11 protein-coding genes are annotated in these 13,654 nt (G+C 42.0%); 6 read left to right on the forward strand and 5 right to left on the reverse strand.

Annotation, left to right across the window (positions count from 1 at the left end; all coding sequences use genetic code 11):
* Positions 1-3 precede the first annotated feature (3 nt).
* Positions 4-2,427, forward strand: a complete 2,424-nt coding sequence (gene parC / locus MKX80_RS10195; protein WP_234113078.1) for a DNA topoisomerase IV subunit A — start codon at positions 4-6, stop codon at positions 2,425-2,427.
* A gap of 341 nt (positions 2,428-2,768) precedes the next feature.
* Here the strand turns inward: parC and MKX80_RS10200 are convergent, their stop codons facing one another.
* Positions 2,769-3,860 carry a GntR family transcriptional regulator gene (locus MKX80_RS10200; protein ID WP_234113205.1) on the reverse strand — a complete coding sequence of 364 codons (1,092 nt, stop codon included), beginning with the start codon at positions 3,858-3,860 and terminating at the stop codon, positions 2,769-2,771.
* A gap of 352 nt (positions 3,861-4,212) precedes the next feature.
* On the opposite strand from MKX80_RS10200, the gene MKX80_RS10205 reads away from it, so the two are divergent.
* From MKX80_RS10205 to MKX80_RS10220, 4 genes are all read left to right on the forward strand, one after another.
* Positions 4,213-5,820: an FGGY-family carbohydrate kinase gene (locus MKX80_RS10205; protein ID WP_154995115.1), complete on the forward strand. Its 1,608-nt coding sequence runs from the start codon at positions 4,213-4,215 to the stop codon at positions 5,818-5,820.
* A gap of 13 nt (positions 5,821-5,833) precedes the next feature.
* The gene (locus MKX80_RS10210; RefSeq protein WP_154995113.1) at positions 5,834-6,529 is read left to right on the forward strand and encodes an L-ribulose-5-phosphate 4-epimerase; all 696 of its coding nucleotides are present in this window, start codon (positions 5,834-5,836) and stop codon (positions 6,527-6,529) included.
* A gap of 55 nt (positions 6,530-6,584) precedes the next feature.
* Positions 6,585-8,009 (forward strand): L-arabinose isomerase, encoded by a 1,425-nt coding sequence (araA, locus tag MKX80_RS10215; protein WP_268310463.1) that lies wholly within the window; start codon positions 6,585-6,587, stop codon positions 8,007-8,009.
* Positions 8,010-8,286: 277 nt separating this feature from the next.
* The gene (locus MKX80_RS10220) at positions 8,287-9,693 is read left to right on the forward strand and encodes a sugar porter family MFS transporter (protein ID WP_268342651.1); all 1,407 of its coding nucleotides are present in this window, start codon (positions 8,287-8,289) and stop codon (positions 9,691-9,693) included.
* Positions 9,694-9,908: 215 nt separating this feature from the next.
* Here the strand turns inward: MKX80_RS10220 and MKX80_RS10225 are convergent, their stop codons facing one another.
* From MKX80_RS10225 to MKX80_RS10235, 3 genes are all read right to left on the reverse strand, one after another.
* Positions 9,909-10,691, reverse strand: a complete 783-nt coding sequence (locus MKX80_RS10225) for a (S)-acetoin forming diacetyl reductase (RefSeq protein ID WP_154995107.1) — start codon at positions 10,689-10,691, stop codon at positions 9,909-9,911.
* Between the two features lie 297 nt (positions 10,692-10,988).
* Positions 10,989-11,114: a hypothetical protein gene (locus MKX80_RS10230; RefSeq protein ID WP_255204407.1), complete on the reverse strand. Its 126-nt coding sequence runs from the start codon at positions 11,112-11,114 to the stop codon at positions 10,989-10,991.
* Between the two features lie 27 nt (positions 11,115-11,141).
* Positions 11,142-11,486, reverse strand: a complete 345-nt coding sequence (locus MKX80_RS10235; protein ID WP_154995106.1) for a hypothetical protein — start codon at positions 11,484-11,486, stop codon at positions 11,142-11,144.
* Positions 11,487-11,813: 327 nt separating this feature from the next.
* On the opposite strand from MKX80_RS10235, the gene MKX80_RS10240 reads away from it, so the two are divergent.
* Positions 11,814-13,226: an alanine/glycine:cation symporter family protein gene (locus MKX80_RS10240; protein WP_154995104.1), complete on the forward strand. Its 1,413-nt coding sequence runs from the start codon at positions 11,814-11,816 to the stop codon at positions 13,224-13,226.
* Between the two features lie 44 nt (positions 13,227-13,270).
* Here MKX80_RS10240 and MKX80_RS10245 read toward each other — a convergent pair whose 3' ends face one another.
* Entirely contained in the window at positions 13,271-13,615 is a 345-nt protein-coding gene (locus MKX80_RS10245) for a transporter (protein WP_268342646.1), read from the reverse strand.
* Positions 13,616-13,654: the final 39 nt, after the last annotated feature.

Consider the following 13,654-nt stretch of genomic DNA (forward strand, 5'->3'; position numbering starts at 1 on the left):
TAAATGGCACAGCCAGAGATTTATCATGATTTACCATTGGAAGACGTGATCGGCGACCGTTTCGGCCGATACAGCAAATACATTATTCAGGATCGTGCGCTCCCTGATGCAAGGGACGGCCTGAAGCCTGTTCAAAGAAGAATCTTATACGCCATGCATGCGGAAGGGAACACACACGATAAGAACTTCCGCAAGGCCGCAAAAACGGTCGGTAATGTGATCGGGAACTATCATCCTCACGGAGACAGTTCGGTCTACGAAGCGATGGTGCGGATGAGCCAGGACTGGAAGGTTCGCAACGTGCTGATTGAAATGCACGGAAACAACGGAAGCATCGACGGTGACCCGCCGGCTGCGATGCGTTATACAGAAGCAAGGCTCGCGGCGATCGCTTCAGAGCTTTTGCGGGATATTGACAAAGAAACGGTCGAGTTTGTACCAAACTTTGATGATACGAGCAAGGAGCCTGTCGTCCTTCCGGCGATGTTCCCGAACCTGCTTGTCAACGGATCGACAGGGATTTCCGCCGGGTATGCGACTGACATTCCGCCGCATCATCTCGGGGAAGTGATCGATGCCGTGATAAAGCGGATCGACTCTCCGAACTGCAGTGTGGATGACCTGATGGAGCTCGTAAAGGGTCCGGACTTTCCGACCGGAGGAATCATCCAGGGGAAAGAAGGCATAAAAAAAGCCTATGAAACCGGAAAAGGAAAAATCATCATCAGGGGCAAAGCCGAGATCGAAACGATCAGAGGCGGCCGCCAGCAAATTGTCATTACTGAAATTCCGTTTGAAGTCAACAAAGCGAATTTAGTGAAAAAAATGGACGAATTCAGGATTGAACGGAAAGTCGAAGGAATTTCCGAAGTCCGTGACGAGACCGACCGGACAGGTCTCAGAATCGTGATTGAGCTGAAAAAAGAAGCGGATGCACAAGGCATTTTAAATTTCTTGTACAAAAACACGGACCTACAGATTCCGTACAACTTTAACATGGTCGCCATTCATAACAGAAGACCGATGCTGATGAATCTCACATCGATTTTGGACGCTTATATCGGCCACCAAAAAGAAGTCATCACCAACCGTTCTCAGTATGAGCTGAAAAAAGCGAAGGAAAGGCATCATATCGTAGAAGGATTGATGAAAGCACTGTCCATTTTGGATGAAGTCATTGCGACGATCCGCTCCTCCAATGACAAGCGAGATGCCAAAAACAATCTGATCGAAAAGTTCGCATTTACAGAGCCGCAGGCTGAAGCGATCGTTTCATTGCAGCTGTACAGGCTGACAAACACAGATATTACGGCCCTTCAACAAGAAGCAAAAGAACTCGATCAGAAGATCAAAGAGCTGGAAGAGATCCTTTCCAATGACAAAAAACTCTTGAAAGTGATCAAAGACAGCTTGAAAAAAGTGAAAAAAACCTATGCCGGTCAAAGGCGCTCTGTCATCGAAGAAAAAATCGAAGAAATCAAAATCAACCTTGAAGTGATGGTGGCGTCTGAAGACGTTTATGTGACCGTGACGAAAGACGGTTATATTAAACGAACGAGTCAGCGGTCTTTTGCTGCATCAAACGGCCAGGACTTCGGCATGAAAGATACCGACCGTCTGCTCTGCCAGCTGGAAATGAATACGACAGACGTTCTGCTCCTGTTTACAAATAAGGGGAGCTATGTGTATTGTCCGGTTCACCAGCTTCCTGATATCAGATGGAAAGATTTGGGTCAGCATATAACGAATATCATATCGATTGATAGCGATGAATCCATCGTCAAGGCGATCCCTGTCAGAGAGTTTACCGAATCTGAATATCTGCTGTTCTTTACGAAAAACGGAATGGCGAAAAGAACTCAGCTGATGCAGTATAAAGCACAGCGCTATTCAAAAGCATTGGTTGCCCTTAATTTAAAAGGCGACGATGAAGTGGTTGATGTTCATGTAACGGACGGAACGAAAGATTTGTTTATCGCGACACATTCCGGCTACGGTCTGTGGTTCTCAGAAGATGAGGTCAGCGTTGTCGGCGCAAGGGCGGCCGGTGTCAAAGGTGTCAATTTAAAAGACGGCGACTTTGTCGCCAGCGGCCAGGTGTTAGATGAATCGGACGTGTTCGTGCTCGTGACCCAGCGCGGATCTATTAAGCGGATGAACCGCACCGAATTTGAAAAAACGTCAAGGGCGAAACGAGGGGTCCTCATGCTGAGGGAACTGAAGAAAAAACCTCACCGCATCGCCGGGCTGCTCGCATGTTCATATCATGATCAAATCACGCTTCAAACCGAAAAAGGCATCACAGAGGAGATGCTTGTCAAAGAAATCAAGCTTCATGATCGGTACAGCAACGGTTCTTTCATCATCGACGAAGATGAGGCAGGGGAAGTAACGGATGTATGGATCAGCAAACATGAACGGGAGTGAAATCGACCTGCACCCCGATTATCATTCATCTAGGGGTATCACCACATGCCTATCAAGCCGTTTCTGCAAGATAACGGTGAATGCTAAAGAAAAATAGCATGCCGGATAAACCTTAAACAGCACGATGCTACTTTCTGTGACACAAGTAGACAGCACCTAATATATCAAAGACTGCCTTTTTCTCTTCGGTGAGATTTTCGCCCGTTTTTCTGATTCAAAATTAAATCGTGATAACCATTGCGGGGCTTCTTTGCTGCATAATTGATAACAGAGTAAAACAACCCAGTCCGTGTTCGCGCCTTTAGTGAACATGGACTGGGTTTTTCTTAATCACACCAAGATTATTGTATGTCTAACTCCTTTACGGTTTCGCCTTCAATTAACACAGGTTGATAGTAGGTTTCATTTGGTAAATCTTTCTTTCCTTGTAATTTCTTAATGACCCAATCAGCTGCATCGTGTCCCATTTGTTCTTGAGGGTGTGTCAATGTTGTTAGTTTGATATTCGCATTTTTGGCAATATACGAATTGTCCTGACCAATAATTGACAATTTGTCCGGGATAGAAATATTAAGTTGTCTGCATACATTTGCTACTTCCAGCCCGACTTCGTCGTTGTAGCAGACGATTGCAGTCAACATGTCTCTTTTTTCATTAAGAAACTTCTTCAGGTTTGTGTATAGGTCCAGCTTTGTCTCTGTATTGTACGAAAGCACATGCTCTGGGTGAAATCGTAATTTGGCTTCACCAAGCGCTTTTATATACCCCTTCATTCGATACTTTCCTTGTAAATCATCCATTTTTGAAATGAGACCAATTTGTGTATGTCCTTTTGATATTAATTCTTTTGTTGCAAGATAGCTTGACTGCACGTCATCGAGACAAAGAAAAGGAACATCTAATTCTTCATAATAAGCATTGATCATGATGAAAGGAATATCCTGTTCCTTAAACGAAAGATAGTAGGCGATATTGGGATTGTATAGATTGCTTTTCGTAGGTTCAACAATTAAACCATCTACGCCAAATGACAACATCATTTCCAAAGCTTTTTTTTCTTGTTCGACATCGTTATTTGTACTAGCTAATAGTAACGAATAATTAGCCTCATTCAATCTCCCTTCAATTCCACGGATAATGGAGGGGAAAATGTAATCTGAAATGTAGGTCGTGATTACACCGATTATTTTATTATTGGAATTCCCTCCAGGTTTTGATTGATACTGGTTACTTACATAAGTGCCAGACCCTTTTTCACTTCTTAAAAACCCCTCGTTCGATAGTTCTAAAATGGCTTTTCGAACAGTGTGGCGGCTGACTTTGTACTCTTCCTGTATGGCGGATTCAGTAGGAATTTGTTCTCCTACCCTGTAAACTCCTGAAAGGATTTTACTTTTTATGTCATTAATGATGACCTTATACTTTGGTTTCATTTCACTCACTTCTTTCGCAGTTGTTCGCATTCTAATTTTTTTAATTGAATGATTTGTGTGGACATATTTTATCATGGCTTTCAATGAATGAAAAGATTCCGCCTTATTTTCGTGAAAATGAACAAGTAATTATAATTTTTTTCTTTAGATTTTATGTTATACAAATACCTTTTATTATAAGCATTAAGAGAAAAAGGAACAGAAATATCGTTGTGATATTTATATGAACATATTATATTACAGATTGACAAATGTACGTACAAAAAATATACTAAGTCTGTAATTAAGTTACGCGAAAAGGGAAATGCCTTCTTTCGAATAATATTGAAATCGCTATCAGAGGGGGGATAACGTGAAAGCGAATCAAGTAAACATCAAGCAGGCGATAACTGAGGGAGAAACATCACTTGGAATTGAATTCGGATCCACACGTATTAAAGCAGTGTTGATTGATAGCAGTTTTGAAACAATCGCATCTGGAAGTTATGAGTGGGAAAACCGTTTGGAAGACGGATTTTGGACGTACAACTTAGTGGATATTATCACTGGGTTGCAAACAGCTTATAGTGAAATGAAGAATGAAGTTGAACGAAATTATGGCATCACCATTCGCAAAATCGGTTCTATTGGATTTTCTGCAATGATGCATGGATATATGGCTTTTGACAACACAGGGGAGCTGCTTGTTCCGTTTCGAACTTGGCGTAACTCAACAACCGGTGCTGCAGCAAAAGAATTAACTGATCAATTTCAATTCAATATCCCTGAACGGTGGAGTATTGCTCATTTATATCAAGCGATATTAAATGAAGAGAAGCATTTGCCTCGCATTGATTATATCACCACTTTAGCTGGGTACATTCACTGGTTGCTGACTGGCAATAAAGCAATTGGCATTGGAGATGCTTCGGGCATGTTCCCAATCGATGAATCAACGCAAAATTACAATGAATCGATGGTCAAGCAGTTTGATGAACTGATTTCAAACAAAGGCTATCCTTGGAGGATAAAGGATATTCTTCCTAAAGTTTATATTTCAGGCGAGCAAGCTGGCGAATTAACCGAAATTGGCGCGAAAATTCTGGATCGATCAAAAAATTTACAACCGGGCATTCCAATTTGTCCACCGGAAGGCGATGCCGGAACAGGAATGGTTGCTACGAATAGTGTGAGGAAACGCACTGGAAACATCTCAGTAGGAACTTCAGTTTTTGCCATGATTGTATTAGAGAAAGAACTTTCAAAAGTATATCCAGAAATTGATTTGGTAACAACGCCAAACGGTAGTCCGGTTGGAATGGTTCATGCGAATAACTGCTCAAGTGATATTAATGCTTGGCTAGGCTTGTTTCGTGAATTTTTCGAGGCAATGGGACAAAAGGTTGAAGCGGATAAATTATTCGAAGTGATGTTAAATAAAGCTTTGGAAGCTGACTCAGATGGCGGTGGTTTACTAAGCTACGGTTATTTCTCCGGTGAAAATATTACAGGATTAGAAAAAGGCCGGCCATTATTTGTCCGCTCACCAGAGAGTCGTTTCAATTTAGCAAACTTCATGCGGACACACCTTTTTACAGCTTTTGCTGCCTTGAAAATCGGAATGGATATTTTGACCAAAGAGGAAAAAATTGAAATCGATAGCATTTTAGCTCACGGCGGTTTATTCAAAACCCCTCTTGTCGGACAAAAAATTGTTGCAGCTGCAATGAATACGCCAGTATCAGTTATGGCAACAGCCGGAGAAGGCGGTGCGTGGGGTATGGCTATTCTTGCTTCTTACATGATGAACAAAGATCAAGAAGAAAGCTTAGAAGACTTCCTCGACAAAAAAGTCTTTGAAGAGGATGCCGGGCAGGAAATTTACCCTGATCAATTAGATGTAGAAGGATTTGAAGCATTTATCGAACGGTACAAAAAAGGATTAATGATTGAGCAGGCCGCTGTGGATCATTTGATTTAATGGAGGGATTGACGTGCTGGAACAACTGAAAGAAGAAGTATTACAAGCAAATTTGGACCTGCCTAAATATGGACTCGTGAAATACACATGGGGAAATGCAAGTGCCATTGACCGTGAAACTGGTTTATTCGTTATCAAACCGAGCGGTGTTGACTATGAAACAATGAAAGCCAGTGATATGGTGGTTGTTGATTTAGATGGCAATGTTGTTGAAGGAGAGCTGAGGCCTTCATCAGATACAGCGACTCACGCGGTTCTTTATAAGCATTACTCTGAAATTGGAGGAATCGTACACACTCATTCAACTTGGGCGACAATCTGGGCTCAAGCAGGCCTTGATGTTCCGGCGATGGGGACCACTCATGCAGACACATTCTATGGTTCCGTGCCATGTGCCCGTTACTTGACACAAGAGGAGGTTGATCGTGGTTACGAAGCAGAAACAGGTCATGTGATTATCGAAACATTTGAAGAGCGGGGGTTAGATATTTTAGCTGTTCCTGGTGTCTTACTTCATGGTCATGGTCCATTTACTTGGGGCAAAGATGTAAAATCAGCAGTATTGAATAGTGTGGTGTTGGAGGAAGTTGCGAAAATGAATTTATTTACACGAGAATTAAATCTATTTGCAAAAGAATTACCACAACGCATTTTAGATAAACATTATTTACGAAAACACGGTAAAAATGCTTATTATGGTCAAAAGTAATATCAATTCTATCAAACTATCAGCTATCCCATTAATTTAAGAAAAGAGGGTTATGATGTTAACAACAGGAAAAAAAGAATTTTGGTTTGTCGTAGGTTCACAACATCTTTATGGGGAAGAAACGTTGGCAGAAGTCAGAGCGCACGCGCAAGCCATGACCGATGCATTAAATGAAAGCGCTGTTTTGCCATACCCGCTTGTATTGCAAGATTTAGCTGTTAATGCAGATAAAATCACAAGCATCATGAAAGAAGTAAATTATCGTGACGAAGTAGCCGGTGTTATCACTTGGATGCATACTTTCTCACCTGCGAAAATGTGGATTCGCGGAACAAAATTATTGCAAAAACCATTACTTCATTTGGCGACACAATTTAATGAAAGTATTCCATGGACAACGATTGACATGGACTTTATGAACCTCAACCAATCTGCTCATGGTGACCGTGAATACGGTTTTATCAATGCCCGTTTGAAAAAACAAAATAAAGTTGTCGTAGGTTATTGGGAGCGCCCTGAAGTGCAACAGCAAATTGCAGAATGGATGGATGTAGCGGTTGCTTATAACGAAAGCTTCAACATCAAGGTCGCTCGATTTGGTGACAACATGCGTAACGTTGCTGTAACTGAAGGGGATAAGATTGAAGCACAAATTCAATTTGGCTGGACAGTTGATTACTTTGGCATTGGTGATCTTGTTCAATACGTGAATGCGGTTACAGATGAAGAAATTAATCATTTGTTTGCAGAATACGCAGACCTTTATGAATTTGATTATGGCACTTACAGTCGGGAAGATTGGGAGAAGAGCGTAAAAGTACAAGCAAGCTATGAAATCGCTATTAAACGTTTCCTGGATGATGGTGGTTACAATGCCTTCACAACTAACTTTGAAGATTTATATGGAATGAAACAGCTTCCGGGTCTTGCTGTCCAACGTTTGATGGCGCAAGGATATGGCTTTGCTGGTGAAGGAGATTGGAAAACCGCAGCGCTCGATCGCTTGCTCAAAGTGATGAGCCGTAACCAATCAACTGGTTTTATGGAAGATTACACATATGAATTAGCTGCCGGTCAAGAATCAATCCTTCAATCGCATATGCTTGAAGTTGACCCATCTTTAGCAAGCAACAAACCAAAAATTATCGTATCTCCATTAGGTATTGGTGATCGTGAAGACCCAGCACGCCTAGTGTTCGACGGAAAAGCAGGAGATGGTGTGGTTGTTTCAATGGCAGACTTTGGTACGCACTACAAACTGTTGATTAACGAAGTTTCTGCATTTGAACCAACTGTTCCAGCACCAAACCTTCCAGTGGCACGGGTACTTTGGGAAGTGAAGCCTAACTTCCAAGATGGAGTGAAAGCATGGCTTGAGAATGGCGGCGGTCACCATACAGTCGTTTCATTGAATTTAACAACAGACCAAATGATCACTTATGCAAAGCTCGTTGACTTGGAATATGTAGTGATTAAGTAATGCCTCTAACCTCCGAGGAGGTCCTGCTTCCTTGGAGGTGAAAAATAGGTATATCAGATTTCAAAATATTTATGATTTTGTAAGCGTTATCGTGATGTTCAGGAAAATTGAAAGCGTTTAATAATAGGCGAATAAAAATCATGAGATTTAGGGAGAAATCCCAACAAATAATATCCTAGCATGTATTTGCGATTTGAAAACGCTTTTATTATTTCTTAAAAAGCCATCAATATTTTTAGTGGTGGGATTTTTATTCAACCTTGAGGAGGGAACTTTAATGGTTAATGAAAAGAAAATCTCAAGTGGCTTCATTTACTTTTTTGGGGCTTTTGCAGGCATTCTTTTCGGTTATGATATCGGCGTTATGACGGGTGCTTTGCCTTTTCTGCAAAATGATTGGAACCTTCAAGACAACGCCGGGGTTATTGGATGGATTACCTCTTCGGTAATGTTAGGCGCTATTTTTGGAGGCGCCCTTGCCGGACAACTTTCTGATCGTTTGGGACGGCGCAAAATGATTTTAATTTCCGCTATCATTTTTGTTGTTGGGTCCATTTTGTCAGGAATAGCACCTCATAATGGGATACTATTTTTGATTGTTTCTCGGGTTTTATTGGGATTGGCCGTTGGTGCTGCTTCTGCATTGGTCCCAGCCTATATGTCGGAAATGGCGCCTGCACGTTTACGGGGACGGCTGTCAGGAATTAATCAAACAATGATTTGTTCTGGAATGTTGCTTTCTTACATTGTTGATTTTCTATTGAAAGATTTGCCGGAAACAATGGCATGGCGGTTGATGCTTGGTTTGGCTGCCGTACCTGCTTTGATCTTATATGTTGGAATGTTAAAGTTACCCGAATCACCACGTTTTTTAATAAAGAACAATAAACTTGATGAAGCTCGCAAGGTGTTGAGCTATATTCGCTCTAACAAAGGAGAGATTGATTCTGAAATAACGCAAATTCAAGAAACTTCCAGAGAGGAAGCGAAGGCAAATCAAAAAGCATCATGGGCTACACTCTTAAGCAATAAATATCGTTTTTTATTAATTGCCGGTGTGGGCGTTGCTGCTTTCCAACAATTCCAGGGTGCAAACGCAATTTTTTATTACATTCCTTTGATTGTAGAAAAAGCAACAGGGAATGCAGCAAGTTCAGCTTTGATGTGGCCGATTATTCAAGGAATTATTCTCGTTTTAGGTTCATTAATATTCTTAGTGATTGCTGATAAATTTAATCGCCGTACTTTATTAACAATAGGCGGAACAATTATGGGGCTGTCCTTTATTTTGCCGGCAATATTGAATATATTAATTCCTAATGCAAATCCGATGATGATGGTTGTCTTTTTAAGTATCTATGTAGCACTTTATTCATTCACATGGGCTCCTTTAACTTGGGTCATAGTTGGAGAAATTTTCCCGCTGGTCATTCGCGGGCGTGCGTCTGGTTTAGCTTCATCATTTAACTGGATTGGTTCTTTCTTGGTTGGATTGCTATTTCCTATTATGACCGCTTCGATGTCTCAAGAAGCTGTATTTGCAATCTTCGGTGTGATTTGTTTACTTGGAGTTGTATTTATCCGGACACGCGTCCCTGAAACTCGAGGTCGCAGTTTAGAGGAAATTGAAAAAAATGGAGAAAATAAACAAATTGGCGGAAAAAGCGCGCAAATAAACCTATGAGGTTTGGAGCGGAATAGAAAGGAGCTATCTTGGTTGCCGCTTATCGCAGGGGAAATCTTTGCACTAGTGCAACAGGGGTTTCAAAGGGAAGACGCTCTTTGGTCAAAATTTTCAAACGGGGCGTGGTTGGACGAACCGTGACTATATCAGCTCTAGCTTGTTATTCAATATGGAGGTGGAAAATTCCGCCCTCCATATTGAATATGATTTTAAAATTAATTAAATACCATTCCGCCATCAATGATAAGAGACTGGCCGGTCATATAATCTGAATCTGGCCCTGCAAGGTAAGAAACGCATGCTGCTACATCTTCCGGCTCGGATAAGCGTTTTAATGCAATATTTTTAGCGAATTGTTCCATTCCCCATTCAAATGGCTTGCCTGCTTCATCAGCGGTTTGCTGTGCAATCCCCATCATCATAGGAGTTTTAACGATACCCGGACAAAAGGCGTTAACAGTAATGCCTAATTCAGCTAGATCTTTTGCCGCCGTTTGGGTAATCCCGCGAACAGCGAACTTTGTTCCGCCGTAAACTGCCAAGCCCGGGTTTCCGACTTGACCGGCTTGAGAAGAAGCATTAATGATTTTCCCGCCGTGTCCAAGTTCTTTAAAGGCTTTTACAGCTGCTTGTATTCCCCAATAAGTACCGCCGACGTTAACATCATAGACTTTCCGATAATCTTCATATGTAATGCTTTCAATAGGGGTGGTTGGTCCAAGACCTGCATTGTTGATCACCACATCAAGACCGCCAAGACGTTTTACTGTTTCATCGACAGCTTTAAAAACATCATCACGATCAGCAACATCCACTTTAACCGCAATTGCTTTCCCGTTAAGTTTGTTAATGTCCTCAGCAACTTGTGTTGCAGTTTCTACATTATAATCGGCAACTGCAACAGCGAATCCGTCTTCTGCCAAGCGTTTGCAGATTGCTTCGCCAATTCCTTGGCCTCCGCCAGTAACAAAAGCAATTTTTCCAGATACTTTACTCATATGAACATCTTCTTTCTATAAGTAATTGGTATTTAATTGGTACAGGGATATTATATCTTATATTTGTAGATTTGGAGTAAACCCCCGGCATTTGTTGAAAAAATGTTTAAAATTTTTCGAAAAAATTTAATAGTTTTTGTAGAAGATGGGAAAACTGTATTTAAGACTATAAAAGGAATTAAAGACGAAGGAGGACCAAATGAAAAGGCATGAGTCCGTACAATGTGCAATGCCGGACTCATGCCAATCAAACTGTTTCATAAAATTTTATTGTCTAGTTTTAAGATCGCTTCAAATTCAGCTGTCCTGGCGATTGAAAAGATCGGTAATCGCGTGCATGAATTCAATTCCTTGAAAAACAAACAAATTGATTGCTGTCAATGAAAATAGTCCGATAATCACCATTCTTATGATATATAACATGTTAAAACCTCCCGTTTTTTTGTATGGTTATGGTTTTAAAACATGCGCTTTATCGAAATAAGAAGAGTGATAGAACACCGCGAGCATAAATGCCTTCAGATGCTCTTTCCGCCTGTTCATCATGAACGCTTGGCCGGAAGCGGCAGCTAAGATTAAGAGAAGGATGGATTCAGCTCCAAAACCGGGTGAATTCCATAATGATTTCGCCTTTTCTTCACCATATTTGCCTGCTGTCAGTTCATGGAGTTCGTCTCCTGAAACAGCGGCTTTTTGCGCATGGTGATTTGCCGGCATCTGGGGCATTGAGAACGAATGAAGGCTCGCAATGACTAAAAAGAATATGGACAGTTGCAGAAACAATGTCTTTTTCATTTGATCTCATCCCCTTAGTATCTCATCATCTTAGCATATTTTATTATATAATAAAAGATGATTATTTTGTGACAATTTGCAAATATTTATTGACAACGTTAGATTTTTCGCGGCGCATTCGGAATGAAAGCGCATTTTTATATATGAATAAAGATGATACTCTGCTATAATGAGCATTGGGACTAAAGTAATAATGATGCCACCAGCCTTTATAATTAAAAAACAGAAAATTCTATCTAGTTTTTCTTGCGTCATTATTATGATATAATCCTATCATGTTAGAAAACTTAACATCAAAACAAAATTCGTTTGTTTCAGGAGGGTGCTATGGAAGAAATTTTAAGCGAAATCATCAATGTCCCGAGCGGTTTTATTTGGACTTATTTAGTCTATATATTAATAGGAATAGGCCTGTTCTTTACGTTTAAATTGAAATTCGTTCAATTCCGCTATTTCTTCGAGATGTTTCGTATCGTCGGACAAAGGGAGGAGAAAGGAAAAGGCGTCTCGTCTTTGCAGGCTTTCTTTATTTCCGCCGCTTCGCGTGTCGGTACGGGGAACCTGACCGGTGTGGCGCTTGCTGTTGCAACAGGCGGACCGGGAGCGGTCTTTTGGATGTGGGTCGTCGCGCTTGTCGGAATGGCTTCCAGCTTTGTAGAGAGTACGCTGGCTCAAGTCTACAAGGTCAAAGACGGCGATCATTTTAGAGGGGGCCCTGCTTATTACATGGAAAAAGCGCTGGGCGCCAGATGGATGGGCATTATCTTTGCCGTTTTAATTACGATTACATTCGGATTGATCTTTAATGCGGTGCAAGCCAATACGATCGTCGGTTCGATGCAAGGGGCTTTCAACCTTGATAAAACAACGGTCGGCATTGTTTTGGCGGTATTGACCGGATTTATCATTTTCGGCGGTTTGAAACGCGTCGTGACAGTTACGCAATTGATCGTTCCGGTTATGGCGGTCATTTATCTTGCACTTGCTTTATTTGTCGTGCTGACAAATATCTCTCAAATACCGGCCGTTTTCGCGATGATTGTGAAAGATGCTTTCGGGATCGAGCAGATTGCAGGGGGTACGCTCGGCAGCATCATTATTATCGGTGCGAAGCGCGGCTTGTTTTCAAACGAAGCCGGAATGGGAAGCGCGCCGAACGCAGCTGCGACTGCCAATGTCTCTCATCCGGCGAAGCAAGGCTTTATCCAAACGCTTGGCGTATTCTTTGATACGATGGTCATCTGCAGTGCGACAGCCTTTATGATCCTGCTGTTCAATCTGACGCCGGGCAAAGAGCTTGACGGCATTCAGATTACACAAGCAGCCATGCAGCATCACATTGGAAGCTGGGCGCCTGCATTTGTCGCAGTGGCGATTTTCCTGTTCGCTTTCAGCTCGATCGTCGGAAACTACTATTATGGTGAGACGAACATTGAGTTTATTAAAAAGAGCAAGACGGCGCTTGCTGTTTACCGTACAGCCGTTGTTGCAATGGTTATCTTCGGATCGGTCTCCGGTTTCCAGCTTGTGTGGGACATGGCGGATTTATTTATGGGATTAATGGCAATCATTAACCTGATTGCGATTCTGCTTCTTTCCGGAATTGCTGCGAAAGTGCTGAAAGACTATACTGATCAGCGTAAAACAGGGAAGAACCCTGTCTTTAAGGCAAGCTCGATTCCAGGTCTGAAAAACACAGAGGCTTGGGAAGACGAGAAGGAAACATTGCAATCGAAATAAACAATATGAAAAAAGGCGTCCTTGGGGGCGCCTTTTTCTTATTTTTACTGACAGCTGAAAGAAGTGATTTCGTTCAGGTCAACACCGAAGTAAACCCAGCGGAATTGACGCGGTCTCCAGCGGTAGCCCGCAATCGAATAACGTCCGACGAAAACCGGGAAGAACCAAAAGCGGCTGCCGTTTCTCAAGCGGATGAACGTGTATTTGAACAGACATCTTCTGATTCCGCCAGGATCAACGGCAAATACCGAAGGGTCGGTGTCTTGCGGAAATTGGCTCGGCGGCGGGGGGAGAAACTGCTGTTGCTGCTGTCCTCCTGCTCCCGGAGGCGGACCCGGCGGAAATTGCTGGCGATACGGATCATATAGTGAAGGATCGTATGGATACAATAAAAACGCTCCTTTCTGATGGTTTGCTTTATCGTATGA

The sequence above is a fragment of the Bacillus sp. FSL K6-0972 genome (genome assembly GCF_037976035.1).
GTDB classification, from domain to species: domain Bacteria; phylum Bacillota; class Bacilli; order Bacillales; family Bacillaceae; genus Bacillus; species Bacillus haynesii.

What these genes read in the sequence shown, in the direction of transcription:
- parC (WP_234113078.1), top strand. Translation starts at nt 4, where the DNA reads ATGGCACAGCCAGAGATTTATCATGATTTACCATTGGAAGACGTGATC.
- MKX80_RS10200 (WP_234113205.1), bottom strand. Translation starts at nt 3,860, where the DNA reads ATGAAACCAAAGTATAAGGTCATCATTAATGACATAAAAAGTAAAATC.
- araA (WP_268310463.1), top strand. Translation starts at nt 6,585, where the DNA reads ATGTTAACAACAGGAAAAAAAGAATTTTGGTTTGTCGTAGGTTCACAA.
- MKX80_RS10220 (WP_268342651.1), top strand. Translation starts at nt 8,287, where the DNA reads ATGGTTAATGAAAAGAAAATCTCAAGTGGCTTCATTTACTTTTTTGGG.
- MKX80_RS10225 (WP_154995107.1), bottom strand. Translation starts at nt 10,691, where the DNA reads ATGAGTAAAGTATCTGGAAAAATTGCTTTTGTTACTGGCGGAGGCCAA.
- MKX80_RS10230 (WP_255204407.1), bottom strand. Translation starts at nt 11,114, where the DNA reads ATGTTATATATCATAAGAATGGTGATTATCGGACTATTTTCATTGACA.
- MKX80_RS10235 (WP_154995106.1), bottom strand. Translation starts at nt 11,486, where the DNA reads ATGAAAAAGACATTGTTTCTGCAACTGTCCATATTCTTTTTAGTCATT.
- MKX80_RS10240 (WP_154995104.1), top strand. Translation starts at nt 11,814, where the DNA reads ATGGAAGAAATTTTAAGCGAAATCATCAATGTCCCGAGCGGTTTTATT.